13 protein-coding genes are annotated in these 26,064 nt (G+C 37.2%); all 13 read left to right on the top strand.

Going from position 1 to position 26,064, the window contains the following annotated elements; translation table 11 throughout:
- Positions 1–192 precede the first annotated feature (192 nt).
- The 13 genes from ACM55M_RS16000 to ACM55M_RS15940 all read left to right on the top strand — a co-directional run bounded on the left by ACM55M_RS16000 (position 193) and on the right by ACM55M_RS15940 (position 25,801).
- The gene (locus tag ACM55M_RS16000) at positions 193–3,408 is read left to right on the top strand and encodes a SusC/RagA family TonB-linked outer membrane protein (RefSeq protein WP_416858682.1); all 3,216 of its coding nucleotides are present in this window, start codon (positions 193–195) and stop codon (positions 3,406–3,408) included.
- A 27-nt stretch (positions 3,409–3,435) separates the two neighbouring features.
- Positions 3,436–5,463 carry a RagB/SusD family nutrient uptake outer membrane protein gene (locus ACM55M_RS15995; RefSeq protein ID WP_416858681.1) on the top strand — a complete coding sequence of 676 codons (2,028 nt, stop codon included), beginning with the start codon at positions 3,436–3,438 and terminating at the stop codon, positions 5,461–5,463.
- 90 nt (positions 5,464–5,553) lie between these two features.
- The gene (locus ACM55M_RS15990) at positions 5,554–7,254 is read left to right on the top strand and encodes a polysaccharide lyase (protein ID WP_416858680.1); all 1,701 of its coding nucleotides are present in this window, start codon (positions 5,554–5,556) and stop codon (positions 7,252–7,254) included.
- A gap of 107 nt (positions 7,255–7,361) precedes the next feature.
- Positions 7,362–8,030, top strand: a complete 669-nt coding sequence (locus ACM55M_RS15985; RefSeq protein ID WP_416858679.1) for a DUF3826 domain-containing protein — start codon at positions 7,362–7,364, stop codon at positions 8,028–8,030.
- Positions 8,031–8,072: 42 nt separating this feature from the next.
- On the top strand, positions 8,073–9,779 hold the full coding sequence (locus tag ACM55M_RS15980) for a polysaccharide lyase (protein WP_416858678.1): 1,707 nt from the start codon (positions 8,073–8,075) through the stop codon (positions 9,777–9,779).
- A gap of 94 nt (positions 9,780–9,873) precedes the next feature.
- Complete coding sequence (locus ACM55M_RS15975; RefSeq protein WP_416858677.1) at positions 9,874–12,960, top strand: DUF6298 domain-containing protein; 3,087 nt, start codon at positions 9,874–9,876, stop codon at positions 12,958–12,960.
- 18 nt (positions 12,961–12,978) lie between these two features.
- Entirely contained in the window at positions 12,979–14,388 is a 1,410-nt protein-coding gene (locus tag ACM55M_RS15970) for a glycoside hydrolase family 140 protein (protein ID WP_416858676.1), read from the top strand.
- 54 nt (positions 14,389–14,442) lie between these two features.
- A complete protein-coding gene (locus ACM55M_RS15965) occupies positions 14,443–16,020 on the top strand; it encodes a glycoside hydrolase family 28 protein (RefSeq protein ID WP_416858675.1) in 1,578 nt (525 codons plus the stop codon).
- 113 nt (positions 16,021–16,133) lie between these two features.
- The gene (locus tag ACM55M_RS15960; RefSeq protein ID WP_416858674.1) at positions 16,134–17,108 is read left to right on the top strand and encodes a glycoside hydrolase family 43 protein; all 975 of its coding nucleotides are present in this window, start codon (positions 16,134–16,136) and stop codon (positions 17,106–17,108) included.
- A gap of 84 nt (positions 17,109–17,192) precedes the next feature.
- Entirely contained in the window at positions 17,193–19,055 is a 1,863-nt protein-coding gene (locus ACM55M_RS15955; RefSeq protein WP_416858673.1) for a sialidase family protein, read from the top strand.
- Positions 19,056–19,100: 45 nt separating this feature from the next.
- Positions 19,101–21,896 carry a glycoside hydrolase family 78 protein gene (locus ACM55M_RS15950; protein WP_416858672.1) on the top strand — a complete coding sequence of 932 codons (2,796 nt, stop codon included), beginning with the start codon at positions 19,101–19,103 and terminating at the stop codon, positions 21,894–21,896.
- A 13-nt stretch (positions 21,897–21,909) separates the two neighbouring features.
- Positions 21,910–23,340: an alpha/beta hydrolase family protein gene (locus ACM55M_RS15945; protein ID WP_416858671.1), complete on the top strand. Its 1,431-nt coding sequence runs from the start codon at positions 21,910–21,912 to the stop codon at positions 23,338–23,340.
- Positions 23,324–25,801 carry a glycoside hydrolase family 95 protein gene (locus ACM55M_RS15940; RefSeq protein WP_416858669.1) on the top strand — a complete coding sequence of 826 codons (2,478 nt, stop codon included), beginning with the start codon at positions 23,324–23,326 and terminating at the stop codon, positions 25,799–25,801. Before ACM55M_RS15945 ends, ACM55M_RS15940 begins: the two co-directional genes overlap by 17 nt.
- Positions 25,802–26,064: the final 263 nt, after the last annotated feature.

The following is a 26,064-nucleotide window of genomic DNA, read 5'->3' as shown; positions in this document are numbered from 1 at the left end:
GCAGGACAGTACAGGACAGTTGCAATGTTTTAAGATTATATATTTGGGCCATAAATAATAAATGTCTTTTTGACACTTAACAATTGCATTGAAATTTAACATTAAATGAAGTGTTTTTTCGTAATTTTATTCAAATCGCAAAGACAGGTTTATTCACTAACAAACTATTAACTAATTAACTAAAAAGCACTTATGAAACAAACGATCGCAAAGAGATGTGGTTTAATTTTGTTTGCACTAATGAGTTTTTCGAGCTTTGCCCAAAAAACTAACCAAGAAAAAATTGTAACTGGAAGCGTAATCGATTACGCCGGAGGAACAGTTCTAGGAGTAAATGTAAATGTAAAAGGAACAAAAAATGGAGTGATTACAGACTCTAATGGACATTATGCTATAAACGTAAAAAAAGGAGATATTCTTTCATTTGCTTACATAGGAATGGTTACAGTAGAAAAAACTGTTGGCAACGAAGCTGTTATTGATGTTACGATGAAAGAAGATGCATCTGAACTGGAGCAAGTAGTTGTTGTAGGTTACGGTAAGCAGAAAAAGGCGCATTTAACGGGAGCTGTTGCGACCTTAAAAATGAGCGAAATTGAGGATTTGCCAACTGGAGATTTGGGTGTTGCTTTGGCAGGACGTGTTCTTGGTGTTGGAGTTTCAGGCGGTTCTGCAAGACCAGGGAATAAATCGACTTTGAAAATACGTAATCCGATGACATTTTCAAAAGATGGTGGTAATGACCAGCCTTTATATGTTATAGATGGAGTTTTGCAACTTGATCCTCAAGGGAAAAGTGACAGTACTTTGTTTGATAACTTAGATGCTTCTGAAGTAGAAAGTATTTCGTTTCTTAAGGATGGTTCTGCTGCTGTTTATGGATCTAGAGCCAGTCAAGGTGTGGTTTTGGTAACTACTAAAAGAGGTAAAAAAGGACCTACTAAATTTACTTATAGTGGTACTTATGGTACGAATGACTCTACCTATCGTACAAAAATGATGGATGCGAATGCTTTTGGACGATATATTAACACGATGAATGGGCCTAATGGTGCAAATGCTACAGCTCCAGATGCAACTAAATTCTTCTCTGATGATGAGCTTGAGTTTTTCAAAACTATAAATTATAACACTTTAGATCAAGAATGGTCTCCTTCGTACACTATGCGTCATAATGTTAATGCTAGTGGAGGTTCAGATAAGGCTACTTATTTTGCAGGAGCTTCTTATTATAAACAAAATGGTAATTTAGGGACTTTAGATTATAATAAATGGACGTACAGAGCTGGTGTTGATGTCAATTTATCCAGTAATCTAAAAGCAGGTATCCAAATTTCTGGTTTCAATTCAGATCAAACAAAAACATTTAATAAGATTGGAGCAGAAAACGAAGAAAATGATTATATCACTTTGCTAACGGATTTGCCTTATATTCCTCAATATATCAATGGAAATCCAGTGGAGCCTTTAGGAAATAATGATGCTACAACTAGATATCACTATCAGGAAATTCAACGTTTGAATAACTTAGCTACTACCAAGGCGAGTACTATGACACTTAATATGTATGCTGAATATGCAGTTCCTTTTATTAAAGGTATGAATATTAAAGGGGCATATGCTCGTAATATGGGTAATGGTAGAGGAACGCAAGTGGGTACTGGTTATACTTTGTATCAATATACGGGAACAGGAACGAATGGCCATATTTTTGACGACAATGCTACCTTGAAAAGTAGTAAATTCTACACAAATGGAGATCGTTTGTATTTTGCTAACTCTAATTCTTTGTCAGTACAATATAGTTTAAACGCTTCTTATGCTCGTGATTTTGGGAAGCACAGTATTAGTGGTTTAGTTGCTATCGAAAGATCAGAGTCAGAGGGTACTAAGGAAGTTGTTTTTAAAGCGGGTCCAATACCTGCCACAAATGGTCAATTTGGTTCGGCTTTTGGTGCAGTAGATGGGAGTACTGAGAGAAATCAATCAGGTTCATTAGGGTATATTGGAAGGTTGAATTATGTGTATGGAGAAAAATATTTAGCTGAAGTTCTGTTCAGATCGGATGCTTCCACTAAATTCGCTCCTGGAAATTATTGGGGTAACTTCTTTAATGTGTCAGCGGGATGGATTATATCTAAAGAAGATTTTTTCAAATCTAAAGTTATAGATTTCCTAAAGGTTAGATATTCTATTGGAAAGGTTGGAAAAGACGATACTAAAGCGTGGTTGTGGAGACAAAGATATACGTTTCAAAATGGTCAAGGCGGTGTTTTTGGAGGTACATCAAACGTTGGAGCATCTACAGGTATGAAAATGGAAGCGTCTCCTAATCCTGATGGAACATGGAGCGATGAGCTAAAAACTAATTTTGGTTTAGAATCTAGATTTTTAAACAGTAGATTGTCTTTTGGAGTAGATTCATTTTACAATATAGGTACTGATATCCTTATGGAGCGTACTGGAAACGTACCTTTTACAGTGGGAGGAACCGTGGCTTCTGAAAATTTTGGAAAAGCAGATTTCTTTGGGTATGAATTTGAATTAGGTTGGAATGATAAAATAGCAAAAAAAGTAAGTTACGGTATAGATCTTCGTTTTGGTTGGTCAGATAACAAAATAATTCAGAGTAATTTTAATGCTGCTGATATCTTGCTTCCTTGGAACGCTAAACCGGGTCAGTCTAGTGATAATGGTCAGTGGGGTTACGATTATATGGGTATGTTCCAAACACAACAAGATGTAACAGATTATGTCACTAAATATAATATTAAATCTGTTTTTGGGACACTAGCTACAGCACTTAGACCAGGAACTCTTTATTATAGAGATGTTAGAGGTGCTTATTTGGGGAACGGACAGTTTGCTGCTCCAGACGGAATCATTGATGTAAATGACCAAGTTCAATTGTCTAAAAGAAGATCAACTAAATACGGTGCAGGCACTACTTTAAAAATTGGTTACAAAGGATTTAGTATCAATGCTGTTGTAGGTGCTTCATTTGGTGGAGGATGGTCTGAGATTGATACTAACGCTAGAAAACCTTTGAAAGCTACTATAAGTTCTAATACGGTTAATAAACCTGAGATTTGGAATAATATTTATGATCCAGTTCTTAATCCAACCGGTACAATGCCAAACCCTTACTTTAGTGCTATTAATATGGATCCAACATCTACTTTTTGGAGAGTTGATTCTTTTAGTTTAAATTGTAGAAATATTACAATTGCATATGCATTGCCTGAAAAAGCGTTGACTGCTATGAATTTAAGTTCGTGTAAACTTAACTTAGTGGGTTTGAATCCGTTTAATCTTTATAATCCTTATTCCTATAAAAATGGTAGTGGAGCTTATGATGTTTATCCTACTTTACGTACGATATCATTAGGACTTAATGTTGGATTCTAATTAGTGATCAATCAAAAAAATAAAGTTATGAAAATAAAAAATATAAAAAAGATAGGGTTGTTTACAATCGTAACAGCTTTTTCTCTAGTGAGTTGTAATGATGATTTCCTTGCTGAGAAAGAAGATTTTGGAGGCGTTAATGAACAGGTTTTTCAAGATCCGTCATTAGCTACGGCTTATGTAGATTATATCTATAAATCAATTCTGCCTCCGGATAATGCTGCCGCCATGACTTGGGATCTTGCTGCAGGTGGTGCGGATACCTTTAGTAAAACTTCAGATGAACTTTTTGGAGAAACTAATTATAATAAGGTTTATGCGACATTAAATGCGACAACCAATTCCCTTCCCTATTTAGGGACAAGAATGGGTACAAGTATTGCCAATAATACATGGACCAGAATGAAACAAATTAATATTTTCCTGAATGAAGTTGATAAATATACAGGAATAGATGATGCTAAAAAAAATCAACTGAAAGGACAATTGTATTTTTGGAGAGCTTGGCAATATTATGATATGGTGAAGTTGTATGGTGGTGTTCCATTGGTTTTAACGGCACAGAACCCTATTTTAGATGCTGCTTCAGATAGTCAAATTGCAAGAAGTTCCACATCTGCATGTATCGAACAAATTGTTGCTGATTTAGATATGGCTAAATCATTATTGCCAGGAAAATGGGTTAACGGTGCAGATTGGGGTAGAATTACAAGTGGTGCAGCTGCGGCCTTCAAAGGGCGTGTGTTGTTAACATGGGCAAGTCCTCTTTTTAATCCTAATGACGATACTGCACGTTGGCAACGTGCTTATGATGCTAATTTAGCTGCAAAAACACTTTTAGAAGCGAATGGTTCTGGACTTTTTGCTGTAGGTGGAACTGCTAATGGTAAAGCTTGGGGTGATATGTGGTTTACAGAAGCTAATAATCCAGAAGCAGTAATTGTTTACGGTTTTAATAATTCAGTTACAGATCAAATTAAGAGAAACAATGGTTGGGAAAAAGCATGTCGTTCTAAAGAAGTTACTGGAGGTGGTTCTGTAGCTCCTACTAAACAAATCGTAGATGCGTTTCCAATGGCAGATGGAACTAGTATTGTAGGTAATGCATCCTATAATCCTGTTTTATTCTATAAAGGCAGGGATCCAAGGTTTTATAAAACGTTTGCATATAATGGTGCAACTTGGGGGTATGCTGAAAAAACTACCTTTAAACAATGGACTTATTCTTATACAAAAACAGGAACTGCTTCTGCTACACCAGCAACTTTTACTGAAACATTAGGGGATAATAAAACGGCTGTTTATTTGAGTAAATCCACTTCGCCATCAGCAAGTATTGCTAATAGTTTTGCTTATAGTGGAACTGATTTTATGGAAATGCGTTTTGCTGAAGTAGTGTTAAATTTAGCGGAATGTGCTATTGGGATTAACAAATTATCTGAAGGAAAAGATTTAATAAGAACCATTAGAGTTCGTGCTGGCTTAGTTGTTGGTTCTTCTGATTATGGTTTAGCTAATGTATCTTCTAGAAATCAACATTTTGCAGCTGTTCTTAATGAAAGAAAAATAGAATTAGCTTACGAAGGAAAACGTTTTTATGATTTAAGACGTTGGAAACTTTTTGATGCTAGTGCTGGAACTACAACAAGATTAGGTGTAACTCCTATAAATGGTACTAGAAGAACAGGTTTTTATTTCATAGCCAAGAATACTGCTGGAGCTAGATATGTAGGTGCAACAGATCCTTTCTTACCAAATGCAGCAGGTGTTGCTACAATAGTTAATAGAGAGCCTGTATTTCCATACACTATCCCAGCAACAGGAAAACTACCAGGAACAATTATTACTACTGAAGCGTTGTATTTAGAATACCTGTATACTAACTATTTCGAGATAGTAGAAAGAGATAATATAGAGGCGACTACTCCTGCTAACTGGTCTTTTAAATGGTACAACGAATATTATTTCTTTGGTATTCCACAAGGTTTATTAGATACGGCACCATATTTGGAACAAACACAAGGGTGGGGTGGAACGTTTAATCCACTTAATTAAAATATATTGATATATTACTTCTTCACCTGTATTTCTCTTTTTAAATACAGGTGATTTAGTTCTAAAACAATACCATAATTAAAAAGTTACATGAAAAAGTTCAGTTTTATTTTATTTATTTTACTAGCGGGATTTACTAAAAGTTATGCCCAATACCCATCTCTTTCTGCTGAAGTTCAGGCAAAATCCAAGATTATTATGGATGATGCTTCCAAACGTTCTGATGAAGCTTGGGAAAAAGCACTTGTAATTATAGAACAAGAAGCCAAACAAGGAAAACCATTCATCCCGTGGGCATCTAGACCTAATGATTTGCCACAAGCGGAAATCCCAGCTTTCCCTGGAGCCGAAGGTGGGGGTATGTATACTTTTGGTGGCCGAGGAGGTAATGTTTACACGGTGACCAGCTTAGAAGATAACGGACCTGGAACCTTGCGTGAAGCATGCGAAAAAGGTGGAGCAAGAATCATTGTTTTTAATGTTTCGGGAATTATTAAAATTAAAAGTCCTTTAATCATCCGTGCTCCTTATATTACTATTGCAGGACAAACAGCACCTGGTGATGGGATTTGCGTTGCAGGAGAATCGGTTTGGATAAATACCCATGATGTAGTTATTAGACACATGCGTTTTCGCAGAGGCGAAACTTTTGTAGGGCGTAGAGATGATGCTATTGGTGGTAATCCGGTAGGGAATATCATGATAGATCACGTTTCTGCAACTTGGGGCTTAGATGAAAACATGTCAATGTACAGACACATGTACAGTCCGGGCGCTGGTTATCCAGATGAAAAGAAAGGGACTGTAAATATTACAATTCAAAATAGTTTGTTTGGAGAAGCTTTGGATACTTACAACCATGCATTTGGAAGTACTTTAGGAGGAGAGAATTGTGCTTTTATTAGAAATATGTGGGCAAATAATGCCGGTAGAAACCCTTCAATAGGGTGGAATGGTATTTTCAATTTTGTGAACAATGTTATTTTTAATTGGTATAACAGATCGACTGATGGTGGCGATTATACAGCCAATTATAATATTATTAATAATTTTTATAAACCAGGACCAGTAACTAATTTAAATGAGCCTATAAGCTATAGAATTTTGAAACCTGAATCAGGAAGAAGCAAATTGCCTTATATGGTTTATGGTAGAGCTTACGTTAATGGAAATGTAATTAACAATAACGAAAAAGTAACCAAAGACAACTGGGATGGCGGTATTCAAATCGAAAACAAAAAAGGGGAATTAATGTCTTATGATGAAGCCAAACCATTTTTTGACAAAATGAAAAGCAACAAACCTTTCCCAATGCCTTGGTTTAATAAAATATTAAAGGCTGAAGAAGCATACGATTTTGTACTTAAAAATGTGGGTGCGACTTTGCCAATAAGAGACAATGTTGACGAACGAATTGTAAGAACGGTAAAAACAGGAGTTCCTGAATATGCGAAAGGATTAGAGAAAAAAACATTTTATCAATTTGAGCACAGACGCTTAAAGGCAGACTCTTATAAACAAGGTATCATAACAGATATTTCTCAAGTGGGTGGATATCCGGAATACAAAGGAAAACCTTATGTCGATACTGATAAAGACGGTATGCCAGACAAATGGGAGAAAAAATATGGGTTAAATCCAAATGACCCATTAGATGCCAAAGGTGATTTGAACAACGATGGCTACGCCAATATTGAAGATTACATAAATGGTGTGAACCCTGCAATAAAAGTGGATTGGAAAGATTTAAGCAATAATCATGAGACTTTAAATAAGCCGCTTTTGGAATAATTTTATAAATGTGTTTTTTTTCAAAGCATTCTTATTCCATGATTTATGTTATGGCGTAAGAATGCTTTTAAGTAAAAATAATATATGAAACCTCAAAATTTTAAATCATGTCAATAAAAAATTTAAGTGTAAGCATATTGTTCCTATTCATATGCTGTACAATGAACGCGCAACAATATCTAGATCCAGAATATATAAAAGTTACCAATGAGCGTGCAACCAAAATTGTTGCTAAATTAGCTTTATCGAATACTGAAAAAGAAAAAGTTGTAACCAATATCATTGCACAACAATCTAGAGATTTAAGTAAAATTCAAGACGAAAGAGATGCTGAAATTGCAAAAGTAAAAATTAGTGCTTTAGCAAAAGAAAAGCAAAATGTATCGATTGAAAAACTGAAAGCGAAAGCCGATAAATCAATTGCTAAATTGCATAAATCCTATTTAAAAAAATTAGGAACTCAATTAAATGCAGATAAAATCACCGAAGTTAAAGACGGAATGACTTATGGTGTTTTGCCAATTACTTACGCAGGATATCAAGATATGTTGCCTAATTTAACCAAAGAACAAAAAGAATATATCTATAAAAACTTGGTTGAAGCCAGAGAACACGCTATTGATGGTGGTTCTTCCAAAGAAAAGCACGGTTGGTTTGGTAAATACAAAGGAAGAATCAATAATTATTTATCAGCTCAAGGATACGATTTAAACAAGGAAAGTACTGATTGGCATGCACGCACAGCAGCTCGAGAAAAGGACAAATCAAAAAAGTAAGTTGCCAAATTTTATAAATTCTAATTCTTAACAGCGATTCTAATGCTTAACATTTTTCAAAAAAACATTGTGAAACGGGCTATTGTGACAATTTCATTTTGCCTGTCTTTATCATCAGTATTTGCTCAATATCCTGTAATTTCGAATGAACTACAAGCTAAAACTGACACCATTTTAGCAAAAGAAGAAAAACGTTTAAGCGAGATCTGGGCAACTAATTCCAACATTCTTAAGGAAGAAGCAAAACACGGTAAGCCTTATTTACCTTGGGTTTCTTATCCTAAAGATTTTGTGCCAGCAGAAATTCCTTCTTTTCCTGGAGCCGAAGGCGGAGGTGCTTTTACTCAAGGAGGTAGAGGTGGAAAAATATTCGTGGTAACCAGTTTGGAAGATAGCGGTAAAGGTACTTTTAGAGAAGCTTGCGAAGCCGTGGGTGCGAGAACAATCGTATTCAATGTTTCAGGAATTATTCGATTAAAAAACCGCATCAGTATGCGAGCCCCTTATGTTACTATTGCAGGACAAACAGCACCTGGTGACGGGATTTGTATTGCAGGAGAAACGTTAGAAGTAGATACGCACGACGTTATCATCAGACACATGCGTTTTAGAAGAGGCGCAACCGATGTGACTCGAAGAGACGATGCACTTGGAGGAAATCCTATTGGGAATATTATCATAGACCATTGCTCAGTAAGTTGGGGGTTGGACGAAAATATATCGTTGTACAGACACCAGTTTAAAGCAAATGAAAAATCAACATTAGAAAAATTACCAGCCTGTAATATTACCATTCAAAACACGATTTCTTCAGAAGGATTGGATACTTATAATCATTCTTTTGGAAGTACTATTGGAGGTTTGAACAGCACTTTTATGCGAAATTTATGGGCAGATAATATTTCCAGAAATGCTTCGATCGGAATGTATGGTGACTTTAATTTTGTAAATAACGTCATATTCAACTGGTGGAATCGTTCCTTGGACGGCGGAGATTATCGCTCGTTGTTTAATATAATCAATAATTATTTTAAACCAGGGCCAATAACTCCCACAGATCAACCTATTCGTTATAGAATCTTGAAGCCGGAATCGGGTTACATGAAACCAAAAACCTTTGGTAGAGCTTATGTTTCTGGGAATTATATAGTAGGAGCTCCAGAAGTTACGGCTGATAATTGGAATGGTGGAATTCAATTAGAAGATCTTTCATTGGAACAATCTAAAGAATATTTAGAATATATTAAACAACCAAAACCATTCGTAATGCCTCATCTTACCATAATGAAGGCAGAAGATGCGTATGAATTTGTGTTGAACAATGTAGGGGCAACATTGCCAAAAAGAGATGCAGTTGACGAACGAATTGTCAAACAAGTTAGAACAGGAAAAATTGAGGCTAAAGATGGTTTAGAGAATAAGATAGGTGCAGCATTTATCAAAAGAAGATTGCCTGCTGATTCTTATAAAAAAGGAATTATTACCAGTCCAAATCAGGTTGGAGGTTATCCGGAATATAAAGGAAAATCCTATAAAGACTCGGATAATGATGGAATTTCTGATAAATGGGAAATCCAATACGGACTGAACCCAAAAGATCCATCCGATGCCAATAGAGATTCGAATGGTGATGGGTATACCAATATTGAAAAATATTTTAATGGTATAGATCCTAAACAAAAAACAGATTGGTCGAAAACGGAAAATAATACCGATACATTGGCACAGTCAAAAGGATTACTGCAATAACGAGTTAACCTATAAACAATATTTTAAAGTGAATTTTAGTCTGAAAAATATAATATTTAAAAAACATGATAAACTAGTTTTGTCATGTTTCTTTTTGTTTTTTATCATTAACAATAGTATTGCACAAAGCACATTTCCGGATATTACAAAAACGAAAGAAGGGAAACTTTCTTTTACTGCTGATAATCAAGGAAACCAAATTCCTGATTTTTCCTATGCCGGATATATGGCTTCTGAAAAAGCAATTCCAAATGTGGAGAATAAAATTTTTGTTCCAAAACAAGAAGAAGATGCGACTCAAAAAATACAATCGGCAATTGATTATGTCAGTAATTTAAAACCTGGTAAATCAGGATTTCGCGGAGCTGTTCTTTTAGATAAAGGAACTTTTAAAATCAGCGGAACGTTATACATCAAAAAATCGGGTGTGGTATTGCGTGGAAGTGGAAACACTGAAAACGGAACGATACTTTTAGGAACCGGACTAGAAAGAGAAGCTTTGATCAAAGTTTTAGGAGTTGATGATAGAAAGTACGGAGATACTTTTGAGTTTTCTACTTCTTATTCACCACTTGGTACACAAAAAATCCAATTAAAAAATGCCTCAAAATTAAAACCATCTGACGAAATTACCATCAGCAAACCGTTGACCGATAATTGGATCAAGCAATTGAAGATGGACGATTTTGGAGCAGAAACAGGTTGGGTTGGATGGAAAAAAGGGGATTGGGAAATCACTTGGAACAGAGTGGTGACCAAAATCAATGGAAATGAAGTGACTTTAAGCGCTCCTTTGACAATGACTTTAGATGATACTTATGGAATTTCAAAAGTAACAGCATACACTTGGTCAGGAAGAATCGAACAAATTGGAATCGAAAATATTTTGATGAAATCAACCTATGATGCCTCGAATCTAAAAGACGAAGAGCATAGATGGTTAGGAATCAGCATTGAAAACACAAGAAATGCTTGGGTGAAACAAGTTGCTTTCAAGCATTTTGCGGGTGGAGCTGTTTCCTTGCTAAAAACGTCGCAACAAATTACTGTTGAAGATTGTATCGCAACCGAACCCATTTCGGAAATTGCAGGTTTTAGAAGACACACTTTTTATACCGAAGGACAACAAACGTTGTTTCAACGTTGTTACTCCGAATACGGTTATCACGATTTTGCAGTGGGTGGATTTGGAACTACGGGACCAAATGTTTTTGTACAATGCGAATCGCATTTGCCTTTCAATAACAGTGGAGCCATCGGTAGTTGGGCCACGGGCGTATTATTTGATATTGCCTATATTGATGGCAATTCATTGAGCTATAACAACAGAGAGCAAAACGGTAGAGGTGCTGGTTGGACGGCTGCCAATAGTGTAATTTGGGAAACTTCAGCCTCTAAAATAGAATGTTACAATCCACCGACGGCACAAAACTGGGCTTTTGGAGTTTGGGGCGGCATTATGGCTGGAGACGGTCATTGGAAAGAGGTAAACGGCCATATTAGTCCCAGAAGTTTGTTTTATGCACAGTTAGAGAATAGACTTGAAAAACTTCCGGTAGATCCGCATATTTATGATTTAGGCTCAGAGCCTTCTTCAAGTCCTGCCGTTGAAGTGGCACAAGAATTAACTAAAAATTCAGTGACTCCAAAGCAAAGTTTACCAGAATTTATTGCCGAAGTGTCAAAATTAAATCCGATTAATACTAATGCTTCAGGGCTTAAAAACGCCAACGATTTAAAAATAAATGAGGCAATTGCCGACAATAAATCTAAAGTAATAACCAAAAACGGTTGGCTTACTTATGAGGATAAAATAATTGCCGGAAACCGATTGAGTGTGCCTTGGTGGCGAGGAAGTCTTAGAGACAGTGATGTATCCAAAGCAGTACCTGATGTTACCAGATTTGTTCCAGGCAAAACTGGCACAGGATTTACAGATAATATCAATGAAGTTGTAGATTATTTGACTGCTAATAATATGGTAGCCTTAGAACATAATTACGGATTGTGGTATGAGCGAAGAATGGATGATCACGAGCGTGTTCGCCGTTTTGATTCGGATGTTTGGCCACCATTCTACGAACAACCATTTGCCAGAAGCGGTCAAGATCTGGCTTGGGATCAATTGAGTAAATATGATTTAACCAAATTCAATGACTGGTACTGGGATCGTTTGTCTCTTTTTGCCAATTTAGCGGAAACTAATGGGCAATTGTTGGTCAATCAACAGTATTTTCAGCATAATATTATAGAAGCTGGTGCGCATTGGTCGAGCTCGCCTTGGCGTTCGGCTAATAATATTAATACTACTGGATTCCCGGAACCGCCGCCTTATGCAGGTGATAAACGGATTTTTATGGCGGAACAATTTTATGATGTTAGCAATCCAGCGAGAAGAAAATTACACCAACAATTTATCCGAAAATCATTAGAAAATTTTCAGGGTAATTCTAATGTTATCCAGTTGACCAGTGCCGAATATACCGGCCCACTTCACTTTATGCAATTTTGGTTGGATGAAGTCCAAAAATGGAAAACGGAAACAGGTAAAAAAGGAATTATTGGCTTGAGCGCTACCAAAGATGTTCAGGATGCTATTTTGAGCGATGCCAATAGAGTCAAAACAGTTGATGCCATTGATATTCGGTATTGGTATTACAAAGAAGACGGAACGGCTTATGCTCCACAAGGTGGCGTAAATTTAGCACCAAGACAGCACGCCCGAAAGCTTAAAACCGGAAAAGAAACCGAAGACCAAGTGTATAGAGCTATTCGGGAGTATCGCGAAAAATATGCTGAGAAAGTAATTTTGTATTCTACAGATGGATCTTCGCGATTTGGATGGGCAGTTTTAATGGCGGGAGGATCGCTGCCAAATATTCCAAAAATCCAGCTTCCGGCATTCTATTCGGAGATTAGTGGTATGAAATTTGTAAATGGAAACAAGTTCTCGGATAACCTTTGGACCTTGGAAAATAAAGGAAAAGCCTATCTTTTATTCGCAAAGAAATCCCAAGATATTTCAATTGACCTTTCTAATTATAAAGGAGATTTCGAAGTCTATGCGATTAATCCAACAACTGGAAGCGTAGCAAAAAATGTAAAAATTAACGGAGGAAAAAAAGTTACAATTCCTGCTTCTGATGTTAAAGAAAAAGTACTTTTCATAGTAAAAAAATAATTCAAAATACTTTCAAAAATGAATCTGAAAATTAAATATCTATACGTTTTTTTTATATGTTTTTTGTTCACAGCGCAAAATGGCTATTCGCAAACAAAAACAAAATCAGCAAACACAGACTTGCTAAAACTTAAAGTTTCAAAAAACCAACACTATTTTACTACAGAAGACGGAAAACCATTTTTCTGGTTGGGTGATACCGGTTGGTTGACCTTCGGAAAACTGGACAGAGCAGGTGTAAATAAATATCTTCAAGACAGAAAAGCAAAAGGATTCAATGTGGTTCAAGTGATGGTTTTACATAACATCAATGCGGTTAATGTGTATGGAGATGCAGCCTTGGTCAATGAAGATGTTTCGAAACCATTAACCACTGCAGGCAATAATTTCAATAACAAAGGAGAATACGATTATTGGGATCACGTAGATTATGTTTTGGACGTGGCACAGAAAAACGGAATTTATGTTGGGATGGTACCCGTTTGGGGAACCAATGTGGCAAAAGGAGATAAAGTGAGCAAAGAACAAGCTATAAAATATGCCCAGTTTTTAGCCAATCGCTATAAAAACAGAATCAATATTATTTGGTTGAATGGTGGTGATACACACGGTAACGAATTTAAAGATATCTGGAATGCTATCGGAAGTACATTAAAAACCAACAATCCGAATCAATTAGTGACTTTTCACCCTTTCGGGCGAACTGATTCCTCTGACGATTATCATACTGCGACTTGGTTGGATTTCAATATGTTTCAATCGGGTCATCGCAGATACGATCAGGATACATTGCCAGGTTCTTTCAAAGAAGACAATTACAAATTCGTTCAAAGAGATTTGACTTTAAAACCGACAAAACCAACGCTTGACGGAGAACCATCTTACGAAGGAATTCCACACGGTTTACACGACACTTTACAGCCATTATGGAAAGCAAGTGATGTGAGACGTTATGGTTATTGGTCTGTTTTTGCTGGAGCTGCAGGGTACACTTACGGACACAATGCCGTGATGCAAATGTTCAGAAAAGGGGACAAACCAGCTTACGGAAATAAAGTATTTTGGTACTATGCCATCAAAGCGCCGGGAGCCGGACAAATGGTTTATATCAAAAAATTAATGCTGGATTTTCCTTATTTGGAAAGAGTTCCGGACCAATCATTGGTTGCGAATCAAGGAGAGAAATATGATTATTTAGTTGCCACCAGAGGAAAAAATTATGCCTTGATTTATACGTATACAGGTAGAAAAATTGCCGTGAATATGGGTAAAATTGCTGGAGAAAAAGTAACTGCAAGTTGGTACAATCCAAGAAACGGACAAAAAACTAAAATAGGAATTGTAACCAATAAAGGAGTTCAGGAATTTCAGCCTACTGGCAAAAAAGAAGATGGAAATGACTGGGTGCTGATTTTAACGACAAAGTAATAATTAAAAAAAATCTGCGAAAATCTGCGAAATCTGCGTGCTAAAAAAAACACTATGAAAATCAAATCCATACTAATCATCTTCTGTTTCATAACAGCATTCAATACTGCTTTTGCAGGCAACGATGGCTGGTTAAACATCCTTAACGAAGGCGGAAATAACAAAGGAATAAAATGCACCGAAGCCATTCAAGGCGCCATCGAAAAAGCATCTAAAAACGGAGGCGGAACTATTTTTTTTCCTGCCGGCGAATATTTAACAGGAGCTTTAAAACTGAAAAGCAACATCACCATTTATTTGGATTCAGGCGCGCTTTTGAAATTTTCAGAGAATTTTGATGATTATCTGCCGTATGTAGAAATGCGTTATGAAGGAATCGTGATGCAATCTTTTTCGCCCTTGTTCTATGCGAAAGATGTCGAGAATATCACCATCAAAGGAAGAGGTGTCATTGACGGACAAGGAAAAGCGTGGTGGAATGAAGTCTATCGAATAGAAAGCGCCAAAGGACCAATTCCACAAACCAAATATCAAACGATGTGGGAGGAACAAAATAAAGGGATTGTGTATTCTCCTTATTATCAAAGAACGATTGACAAGAAGTTTTTTAGACCTTCTTTTTTCCAGGCTTACAATTGCAAAAATATTTTAATCGAAGGCGTTACGTTCAAAAACTCACCTTTCTGGACGATAAACCCTGAATTCTGCGACAATGTAACCGTAACGGGAATTACAATTAATAATCCGCATTCGCCAAACACAGACGGAATCAACCCTTCGTCTTGTACAAATGTTCATATTTCAAACTGTCATATCAGCGTGGGAGACGATTGTATTACCATCAAATCGGGCAGGGATGCAGACGGCCGTAAATACGGAAAAGCAACCGAAAATGTTACGATTACCAATTGCACAATGTTAAGCGGTCACGGAGGTGTTGTTATCGGAAGCGAAATGTCGGGCGGAATCAAAAAAATCACGATATCCAACTGTATTTTTGATGGTACCGATCGTGGAATACGCATCAAAGCCGCTCGCGGAAGAGGTGGCGTTGTAGAAGACATTCGCGTAGACAATATTGTAATGAAAAATATCAAAGAAGAAGCCATTATTTTGGATTTGTTCTACGATAAAGATAATGCGCCAGAGCCAGTAACAGAACGCACGCCAATTTTCAGAAACATTCACATCAGCAACGTTACGGGTGGAAACGTAAACAAAGCAGGATTTGTTCGCGGAATTTCTGAAATGCCAATTCAAAACATCTCTTTTTCGAATATCAATATGGATGGCAAAGAAGGTTTTACGGTAATTACAGCAACAGATGTTGAATTTCACGATGTAAAAGTGAATGCAACTGTGGGTTCCTCTTTCAAAATCTCTGATGCTAAAAATCTTATTTTGGACAACGTAGGTTCTTCAACACCGTTAAAAGGAATTCCGGTTATCAAAATTGACAACGCTTCGAATATTATGATCAACAACAATTTTCCTTTCAACGCCACCGATATTTTCATCGAAGCCAATGGAAAAGACACCAAAAATATCTTCCTGAAAAACAATGTATTTAACAACGTAAATACGGTTGTGAAAAAAGGAAAAGACTTAGATAAAAAAGCAATTACAGAATAAATCTTCACCCCAGCCCTCCCCGAAGGGGAGGAAGCCGAAGCTGGAAAGTAGGAATATAAAAAGCTTATTAAGTTCAAAATAGAAATGCCATAATTTCGATCATAAGAAAAAAAATGATGACAAAAAACAAAGTACATTCTAATAATCAGGTCTCGGCTCCCTCCCCTTCGGGGAGGGCTGGGCTGGGGATTTTTATTTTCTTTTTCTGTTTTTTAAGTTACGCCCAAAAAACCAAGGAAATTTTCCTTTTCACATCGTTCAGAGAACCAGCTACAGAAGGTCTGTATCTTGCGTACAGCGAAGATGGCTACAATTGGAAAGGTTTGGAAGGTTCAGTTTTAAAACCGGAAATAGGCGCAAGCAAAATAATGCGGGATCCTTCTATCACAAAAGGAAAAGACGGAACCTATCATATGGTTTGGACTACGGACTGGAAAGGCGGAAACGGTTTTGGATATGCCAGTTCCAAAGATTTGATTCATTGGTCAAAACAGGAATATATTCCCGTAATGAAAAACGAGCCAGAAGTTGTAAACGTTTGGGCTCCGGAAATTTTTTATGATGATGTCAAAAAAGAATACATTATTATTTGGGCATCAACGATTCCATTCCGATTTGCAAAAGGAGTGGAAGAAGAGAAAAACAACCACCGAATGTATTATGTAACCACCAAAGATTTCAAAACCTTTTCGGATACGAAATTGTATTACGAACCCGGTTTTAGTGTGATTGATTGTGTGATTGTAAAGAAAGGCAAAAAGGATTATGTTTTGGTTTTGAAAGACAACACCAGACCAATGCGAAACATTAAAGTAGCTTTTGGAAAATCACCTTTAGGCCCATTCAATAAAAGTTCAGAGCCATTGACGGAGTATTTATCAGAAGGACCAACGGTGGTAAAAGTCGGTAAAAATTGGTTGCTGTATTATGATAACTATGGCTCAAAAAATTACAAAGCTTTAAGCACTTCAGATTTTAAACATTTTGAAGATGTTTCTTCAAAAATAAAACTTCCGGAAGGGCATAAACACGGAACGATTACCACTATTTCGAAGGAAGTTTTGAGAGGATTAATAGAAAAAAAATAACGGATTAGTCCAGTTTCGGCTCCCTCACCTTTGGAGAGGGCTGGGGTGAGGATAAACATAACAGATTGAAATATATCAAAAACAATGATTAAATTTAATAAAATAAAAAGTATTGCGCTAACAGTCGCCTTTTGCGGAAGCATAAATACGATCCAAGCCCAACAGGATACCATTCGATATGTAGGCAAAACACTCTCTAATGTCGATTACCACCACGGGCAATTGAGTCCAGCGGTTGGGGTTCACGCTACCCAGATTATGCGTGCCAGCAGAGAACATCCTGAAAAAGCAGATGGTTTTGGCTGGACATACAACCACCAGTCGATGATGGCGTACTGGAATAATACCTTTTTCTTACAATATTTGAGTGATCCAACTGGCGAACACATTCCGCCGAGTCAAACTTTTTTGATGATTTCCAAAGATGGTGAAAAATGGAATAAGCCAACAGTGCTTTTCCCAATTTATCACGTTCCTGACGGATTTAAAAAAGAAGGAGTAGAAGGAGTCGCCAAAAATCTGGATGCGATAATGCACCAGCGTATGGGTTTTTATGTTTCATCTGACAATAGGTTGCTGACTTTGGCTTATTACGGAGTGGCGATGGACAAAAAAGACGACCCCAATGATGGAAAAGGAATCGGTCGTGTGGTAAGAGAAATTTATAAAGATGGAAGTTTTGGACCGATTTATTTTATCAGATACAATAAAAACGGGAATCCACTGCCAACAACATTTCCATTTTATACCAAAAGCAAAGACAAAAAATTTATTAAAGCTTGTGACGAATTACTTTCTAAACCATTGTTAATGCAGCAATGGGTGGAAGAAGCGGATAGAGATGATGCTTTAATTCCGTTAAAAAAACAATTTAAGGCCTTCAATTATTACCATTTACCAAATGGAAATGTAGTTGGTTTATGGAAATTTGCCCTGACTTCTATCAGTAAAGATGAAGGAAAAACTTGGAAATACAGTCCGGTGAGAGCGCCTGGTTTTGTGAATAGCAATGCCAAAATCTGGGGACAAAAAACATCGGATAATCGTTATGCAACGGTGTATAATCCTTCGGAATATCGATGGCCATTGGCTATTTCAACCAGTGATGATGGGTTAAATTATAAAGATTTATTATTGGTTCACGGAGAAGTAAGTCCGATGCGTTACGGAGGAAATTACAAATCCGCCGGCCCACAATACGTTCGTGGAATTCCTGAAACCGATGGGACTCCGCCAGACGGAAAACTTTGGGTAAGTTACAGCGTGAACAAAGAAGATATTTGGGTGGCTTCAATTCCAGTTCCCGTGACAAGTGAAGTAACTGAAAATGCCAAAGATGTTTTTAATGAACTTCCGAATGGACAAGAATTAAAAATGTGGAATACATACGATTTGTCTTGGGCTTCCGCCAAAGTAGAAAAGAAAACCGATGGCAAAAAATGGCTGACATTAAGAGACCAGGATGCTTTTGATTATTCTCGTGCAGAGCGCGTGATTCCGTTTGCAGAAAAAATGGAAGTGACTTTTACAGTAAAACCGGAGCAAAATAATCACGGTCTATTGCAAATTGAATTTCAAAACAAACAAGGACTTCCTGCGATTCGATTAGTGTTTGATTCGGATGGAGAATTAAAAGTTAAACACGGCGCTCGCTTCGGTGGAATTACAAAATACGAAGCAGGAAAAGAATATACGCTTACGGTCAAATTAGATGTTACATCTCGTTCCTATACTGTAAAAGTGAATGATAGCAAAGAGACTTTTAAGATATTCTATGCTCCGGTAGATGGTATTTCACGCATTATGTTCCGCACCGGTGAACAGCGTTTTACGCCAAATCCAGATACAGCTCCAGATACACCCGATTTCACCGATTTGCCAGATGTGGGTAAATTAATTCCTGAAGCGGTGTTTAATATTCAGTCTCTGATTACAAAAAAGCTTTAAAACAGAATCTGCGTAAATCTGCAAGATCTGCGTGCAACAAAAACTATGAAGAATATAAAAAACATATTACTCCTCTTTTGTCTTTTAGTAGCTTTTAGTTCTAATGGACAAATTACCGCTGACCATTTAAAATGCGAAATGGCCGAAAATCCATTGGCAGTAATTCAAAATCAACCTAGATTAAGCTGGCAATTGGTTTCTACAGCATCGAATGTGTCGCAAACTGCGTATCAGATTTTGGTAGCTTCTTCCGAAAAAAAAATGCAGAATAATGAAGCCGATGTTTGGGATAGTGGTAAAGTAATTTCGAATAAAAATCTTCAAATAAGTTGCAAAGGAACTCCTTTAAAAAGCGAAACCCAATACTTCTGGAAAGTTAAAGTTTGGAATCAAAAAGACAAATCTTCTCATTGGAGCAAAACGGCTTTTTTTAGAATTGCACTTTCCGAATCAGATTTGAATCCAACTTGGATTGGCGCGATTACAAAAGCAAACAGTCATTTGCCGGAAGGCAGAAATTACCATACGGCGACTTTCAAAAAAGAGAAAAAAGAAGCCATAATCAATGCTTCCGATTCTCTGGCACGCAGAAGTATTATGCTTCGCAAATCATTCGCGGTCACCAAAGAAATCAAGGAAGCCGTGGTTTATATTTCGGGTTTGGGACATTATGAATTGACTATAAATGGAAAAAAAGTTGGCAATAGCGAGTTTACGCCGTTGTGGACTGATTACGACAAAACAGTCAATTACAATACCTATGAACTTAAAGCTGATGCCTTGCAAAAAGGAGAAAATGTAATAGGAGTGCTGTTAGGAAACGGGATGTATAATATGGTTGCCGAAAGGTATGCCAAGTTTTTTGTGAGTTTTGGCCCTCCGACTTTATTTTTCAAGATGAAAGTGATTTATAAAGACGGTTCTACAGCTATTATAAAATCGGATGAAAGTTGGAAATACAGCAAAAGCCCAATTACTTACAACAGCATTTTTGGAGGAGAAGATTACAACGCCAATTTAGAGCAAAAAGGGTGGGACGAAACAGGATTTAACGATTCAACTTGGAAAAAAGTAGTTCTTCAGGAAGCTCCAAAAGGGATTTTGGGAGCGCAAACTGCACCGCCAATTACCATACAAAAAAAGTATGATGTTAAGGAAGTAAAAGAAATTAAACCGAATACCTATGTTTTTAATATGGGACAGAATCTTTCCGGATTCACCACCATAAAAGTAAAAGGAAAAAAAGGACAAACGGTTCGGGTTTGGGTAGGGGAAAGCTTGAATGAAGACGGAACGGTCGGACAGGGAAAAACAGGGAAACCGTATTATTATGATTATACATTAAAAGGTGACGGCGTAGAAGAATGGCAACCTAAATTCAGTTATTATGGTTTTCAATATGCTCAGATCGAAAACATCAATTATAAAGAGATCCAGAATGAAAATCTTCCGACAATTTTAGACCTAAAATCTAATTTCATATACAATTCGGCTGGCGAAGCAGGATCTTTTGAATGTTCGAATGATATCTTCAACAAAACCCATGAATTAATTAATAATGCCATCAAAAGTAATTTTCAAAGTGTATTGACCGATTGTCCGCACCGTGAAAAATTAGGTTGGTTAGAGGAAATTCACTTAAACGGACCGGGTTTACTTTTCAATTATAATATGGAAACCTATTTTCCAGCCATGATGCAAAACATTGCCGATGCTCAAAGAGAGAACGGTTTGATTCCGACTATCGCTCCCGAGTATGTGGTTTTTGGAGGCGATTTTACCGATTCTCCGGAATGGGGCGTAACGGGAATTATCTTGCCTTGGATGTATTATGAACAGTATGGAGACGCTTCTTTATTGGAAAAATATTATCCCGTAATGAAAAGATATGTTGATTATTTAGGGACGAAAGCCACCAATCATATTGTATCTCACGGTTTGGGCGATTGGTACGATTATGGTACGCATCCAGCGGGTTATTCAAAAAACAGTCCCATTGCACTTTCGGCAACTTCTCATTATTATTATGGGACACATTTGTTGGCAAAAGCAGCAAAATTATTGAACAAAGGAGGTGATATTGCGAAATACGAAACACTGGCTTCTGATATTAAAACGGCTTTCAATACCGAATTTTTCAACAAAGAAACCAAACAATACGGTACGAGTAGTCAGTTTAGCAACGCTGTTCCTGTTTTTATGGATATTGTAGAACCGCAATACAAACAAGCGGTGATGGATAATTTATTGGAAGATATTAAAGCCAAAGGGAATCGATTGTCTACAGGAGATGTTGGGAACCGCTATTTATTTCAAGCTTTGGCTCGAAATGGTGAAAATGAAATGATGTATAAAATGAACAATCATTATGATGCGCCGGGGTATGGTTTCCAAATAAAATTTGGATTGACCACCTTGACCGAGCAATGGGATCCACGCAAAGGAAATTCCTGGAATCATTTTATGATGGGGCAAATTGAAGAATGGTTTTACCAAAGTTTGGCCGGAATTGTTTCAGATGATGAAAATCCTGGATTTAAACATTTCTTTATCCAACCGGAAATGGTGGGCGATATGACTTTTGTAAAAGCAAACTATAAATCAATTTATGGTAAAATCACTTCCGAATGGGAGAAAAAAGATGGAAAATTATTCTTGAAAATTGAAATTCCAGCCAATACATCGGCGACAGTAAAATTACCAGTTGAGAGAAATACGAAAATAAAAGTAAATGGAAAATCCCTGGGAAAATTGAAATTAAATTTGGGTTTTGATGCGAATCAAAAGAAATCCACTTTGAAATTAGGTTCTGGAATTTATACAATAGAATGCAAATTATAAAGAATATAGAATTATGAATACCATTAAAAACATAAAGCGTGCGGTACTAGTTTCAATTTTCGCATTGCTATTTTCCAATGTTCAAGCACAAACTTCAGATGAAAATTTCAGAAAACCGGTTACGGAAACCATCAAAAAGATTGAAACTATTTTTCATATCACCATTACGGATGATAGAGGTTTATTAAAAGGAAAAGAACTGGACTATGCCGATTGGAGAATTGAACAAGGCAATTTGGAAGTTTCTTTGGCCAATGTTTTAGTTCCTTTTGAGTTGACTTATTTCAAGCAACCCGATGGAAGTTATCTGGTTCGAAAATTTGAAAGTCATAAAGTTTCTGTTGATAAAGGAAAAGAACGTCTGGATTTTTTGACCAATTTATATCCAAAATTATCCGATTGGGAAGCGAGAAAAAAAGAATTGAAAGCCTGTATGCGCACTTCATTTGGTTTGGATAAAGCACCACTTATGCCAAAATCAAAACCAATTTTAACTCCAAAAAGGATTTACAAAGACTATAGTGTAGAAAATATTGGGTTGGAAATCCTTCCGGGTGTTTACGTAACAGGTTCGATATACAAACCCTATCCTTTAAACAAAAAAGCGGCTATTATTTTAACGCCTGATGGACATTTTGGAGACGGTAGATATAGAAATGATGAGCAATACCGTTGCGCTATAATAGCCAAAATGGGCGCAATAGTAGTGAGTTATGATTTGTTTGCCTGGGGTGAATCCTTGCTCCAATTTCCGGAAGAAACACACCGAAATAGTATTGCATCAACAGTGCAAGTGTTAAGCGGAATGCGATTGTTGGATTATTTGGCAACGATTAAAAATGCAGATGTTTCTCGGATTGGCGTTACCGGTAGTTCTGGTGGCGGTTCGCACACGATGTTTTTGGCTGCTTTAGATGACAGGATTACGGTTTCTGCTCCCGTTGTAATGGTTTCGTCCCATTTTTCTGGAGGTTGTCCCTGCGAAAGCGGTCGTGGCATTCATTTGTGTGGCAACGGAACCAATAATGCTGAAATCTCGGCAATGATGGCACCAAAACCACAATTGATTGTTTCGGATGGAAAAGATTGGACGCTGGCTGTTCCAGAATTGGAATTCCCATTTATCCAACATACTTATGGTTTTTATGGTAAAAAAGATCTAGTGGAAAATGCGCATTTTCCTAATGAAGGACACGACTTTGGGGTTTCAAAACGGATGGCTTTGTATCCGTTTATGGCCAAATATTTAGGTTTGGATTTAAATAAAGTGAAGAATGCAAAAGGCGAAATCGACGAATCAACCTGTGTGATGGAACCCAAAGAAAAAATGTTTGTTTTTGGCGACAAAGGTGAAAAATTACCTGCCAATGCCTTAAAGGATATCAACAAATTATATGAAATGTTTGGAGAAAAAAATCATAAAGTATATGAAATTAAGAAATAAAATTGCCAATGTTTTTTTCGGGATACTGTTTCTTGTTGGAGCCCAGAAGATAACTGCACAAACCACAGGGGAACTGAAACTTTGGTACAATAAACCAGCCGCCATTTGGAATGAAGCGTTGCCTTTGGGGAATGGTCGTTTGGGTGCAATGGTTTTTGGAGATCCGGCTGTGGAACGTTTACAATTAAATGAAGAAACCATTTGGGGTGGTTCGCCAAACAGTAATGCGCATCCCAATGGATTGAAATCTTTGCCTATAGTGCGACAGTTGATTTTTGAGGGTAAATACGATGAAGCCCAAGCTTTGACCGACAAAGAAATGATGTCGAAAACCAATAACGGAATGCCGTATCAAACTTTTGGGAGTGCCTATATTTCGTTTCCGGGACATCAAAAATATACCAATTATTACCGAGATTTAAACATTGATAATGCTACTGCAAAAGTAAAATACACCGTCAATGGAGTAGAATTTACAAGAGAAATACTTTCGTCATTTTCAGATCAGGTTATTGTGGTAAAATTGTCGGCAAGCCAGCCGGGGAATATTACGTGTAATGTGTTTATGAACAGTCCGTTTGACAAAACAGTTCCTGCTACCGAGGGAGACCAAATCGCATTGTCTGGAGTTTCAGGCACCTTCGAAGGACAAAAAGGGAAAGTGAAATTTCAAGGAAGAATTCAAGCCAAAAACAAAGGCGGTGAAGTTTCCGCAAGCAACGGAGTTATTAGCATCAACAAAGCCGATGAGGTGACGCTATATATATCAATTGCCACTAATTTCAAAAATTATCAGGACATTACCGAAGATGAAGTGGCTAAAAGTAAAGCCTATTTGGCGCAAGCCATTACCAAAGATTTCGGAACTATAAAAAAAGCGCACGTAGCCTACTATCAGAAATTCTTCAATAGAGTTTCTTTAGACTTGGGAACAAATGAAATTGCGAAACAAACGACAGACGAAAGGATACGAAATTTCTCGAAACAATTCGACCCGCAATTGGCTTCGTTGTATTTTCAATTTGGACGTTATCTTTTAATTTCGAGTTCACAACCGGGAGGACAACCTGCCAATTTACAAGGAATTTGGAATGATATGCTTTCTCCTCCTTGGGAAAGCAAATACACAATGAACATAAATGCCGAGATGAATTATTGGCCGGCTGAAGTAACCAATCTTTCTGAAATGCATGAGCCTTTTGTCCAGATGGCAAAAGAATTGAGTGTCACCGGACAGGAAACAGCCAAGACGATGTATGGAGCCAATGGTTGGGTGTTGCACCACAATACCGATATTTGGCGTATAACAGGGCCAGTAGATTTTGCTACTTCGGGAATGTGGCCTACAGGTGGTGCTTGGGTTTGCCAAGATTTGTGGGAAAGATATTTGTACACAGGCGATAAAAATTATCTTAAGGAAGTTTATCCCATCATGAAAGGTGCGGCTACTTTCTTTCTTGATTTTATGGTTGCTGATCCCAAAACAGGATTTCTGGTAGTGGTGCCTTCCAATTCTCCCGAACACGAACACTTTGGTGGTTCTGGAAAAGCAACTCTTGCAGCAGGGACGACTATTGACAACCAATTGGTTTTTGATTTGTTTACCAATGTGATTGCGGCAACAAAAATGGTTTCGGAAGAGGATGCATTTGCCCAAAAATTGAGTCAGGCGTTGGCTAAAATGGGACCCATGCGAATTGGAAAATACGGTCAGTTACAGGAATGGATGGAAGATTGGGACAACCCGGAAGACAAACATAGACATATTTCTCATTTATATGGTTTGTTTCCAAGCAATCAAATTTCGCCTTTCAAAACTCCGGAATTGACACAAGCGGCCAAAACTACTTTGGCGCAAAGAGGCGATGAATCTACAGGTTGGTCTATGGGTTGGAAAGTAAATTTTTGGGCGAGATTATTAGACGGAAACCATGCCTATAAATTATTACAGGATCAGTTGCATTTGGTTACGCCGGAGCAACGTAAAGGAGGAGGGACGTATCCAAATATGCTCGATGCGCACCAACCGTTTCAAATAGATGGGAACTTTGGTTGCACCGCAGGAATTGCCGAAATGTTGATGCAAAGTCAGGAAGGAGCGATTCATTTGCTACCAGCTTTACCTAGCGTATGGAAAGATGGCTCTGTGAAAGGACTGGTTTCAAGAGGCGGTTTTGTAATCGATATGGTATGGAAAAACAATACAGTTTCGACTTTGAAAATTTATTCAAAAATTGGAGGGAATTGCAGACTGCGATTAGAAAATACTTTGCGTGGTAGCGAGGGAATCCAAATTAAAAAAGCAAAAGGGAAAAATCCAAATCCGTTGTTTTTGGATGTGAATGTCAAGAAGCCAATCATTTCGGAAAAAGCAGTTATCAAAACAGTGGAATTACCAAAGTACAATGAATATGATGTGGAAATGAAAGCTGGAGAGACTTTTACTTTTTATGGGAATTAAATACAAAAAGCAAGTCTAGTTTGTCATTCCGACGCAAGAGGAATCACACAAGTTGAGCACGCACTGTTGTGGAATATTGGATGTGTTTTCTACATCGAAATGACAAAAACAGGAAAAAAAAGATCAAACCTAAAAGGTCAAAAAAGACCGTTCAGGAGTAGAAATTGAATAAATGTTGTTGTGTCCGCGTGAGTGATGGCAGTGGAGCTCTTTTTTTGAGAGGCTTTTTTTGCCGATCAAAAAAAAAGCGGGAACGTACAGCA

The sequence above is a fragment of the Flavobacterium galactosi genome (assembly GCF_048158585.1).
Taxonomy (GTDB): domain Bacteria; phylum Bacteroidota; class Bacteroidia; order Flavobacteriales; family Flavobacteriaceae; genus Flavobacterium; species Flavobacterium galactosi.
The sequence above is the reverse complement of the archived record's forward strand: the minus strand, read 5'-3'. Positions and strand labels throughout refer to the sequence as shown.

What these genes read in the sequence shown, in the direction of transcription:
- ACM55M_RS15970 (WP_416858676.1), top strand. Translation starts at nt 12,979, where the DNA reads ATGAATCTGAAAATTAAATATCTATACGTTTTTTTTATATGTTTTTTG.
- ACM55M_RS15965 (WP_416858675.1), top strand. Translation starts at nt 14,443, where the DNA reads ATGAAAATCAAATCCATACTAATCATCTTCTGTTTCATAACAGCATTC.
- ACM55M_RS15960 (WP_416858674.1), top strand. Translation starts at nt 16,134, where the DNA reads ATGATGACAAAAAACAAAGTACATTCTAATAATCAGGTCTCGGCTCCC.
- ACM55M_RS15980 (WP_416858678.1), top strand. Translation starts at nt 8,073, where the DNA reads ATGCTTAACATTTTTCAAAAAAACATTGTGAAACGGGCTATTGTGACA.
- ACM55M_RS15985 (WP_416858679.1), top strand. Translation starts at nt 7,362, where the DNA reads ATGTCAATAAAAAATTTAAGTGTAAGCATATTGTTCCTATTCATATGC.
- ACM55M_RS16000 (WP_416858682.1), top strand. Translation starts at nt 193, where the DNA reads ATGAAACAAACGATCGCAAAGAGATGTGGTTTAATTTTGTTTGCACTA.
- ACM55M_RS15955 (WP_416858673.1), top strand. Translation starts at nt 17,193, where the DNA reads ATGATTAAATTTAATAAAATAAAAAGTATTGCGCTAACAGTCGCCTTT.
- ACM55M_RS15945 (WP_416858671.1), top strand. Translation starts at nt 21,910, where the DNA reads ATGAATACCATTAAAAACATAAAGCGTGCGGTACTAGTTTCAATTTTC.
- ACM55M_RS15950 (WP_416858672.1), top strand. Translation starts at nt 19,101, where the DNA reads ATGAAGAATATAAAAAACATATTACTCCTCTTTTGTCTTTTAGTAGCT.
- ACM55M_RS15940 (WP_416858669.1), top strand. Translation starts at nt 23,324, where the DNA reads ATGAAATTAAGAAATAAAATTGCCAATGTTTTTTTCGGGATACTGTTT.
- ACM55M_RS15995 (WP_416858681.1), top strand. Translation starts at nt 3,436, where the DNA reads ATGAAAATAAAAAATATAAAAAAGATAGGGTTGTTTACAATCGTAACA.
- ACM55M_RS15990 (WP_416858680.1), top strand. Translation starts at nt 5,554, where the DNA reads ATGAAAAAGTTCAGTTTTATTTTATTTATTTTACTAGCGGGATTTACT.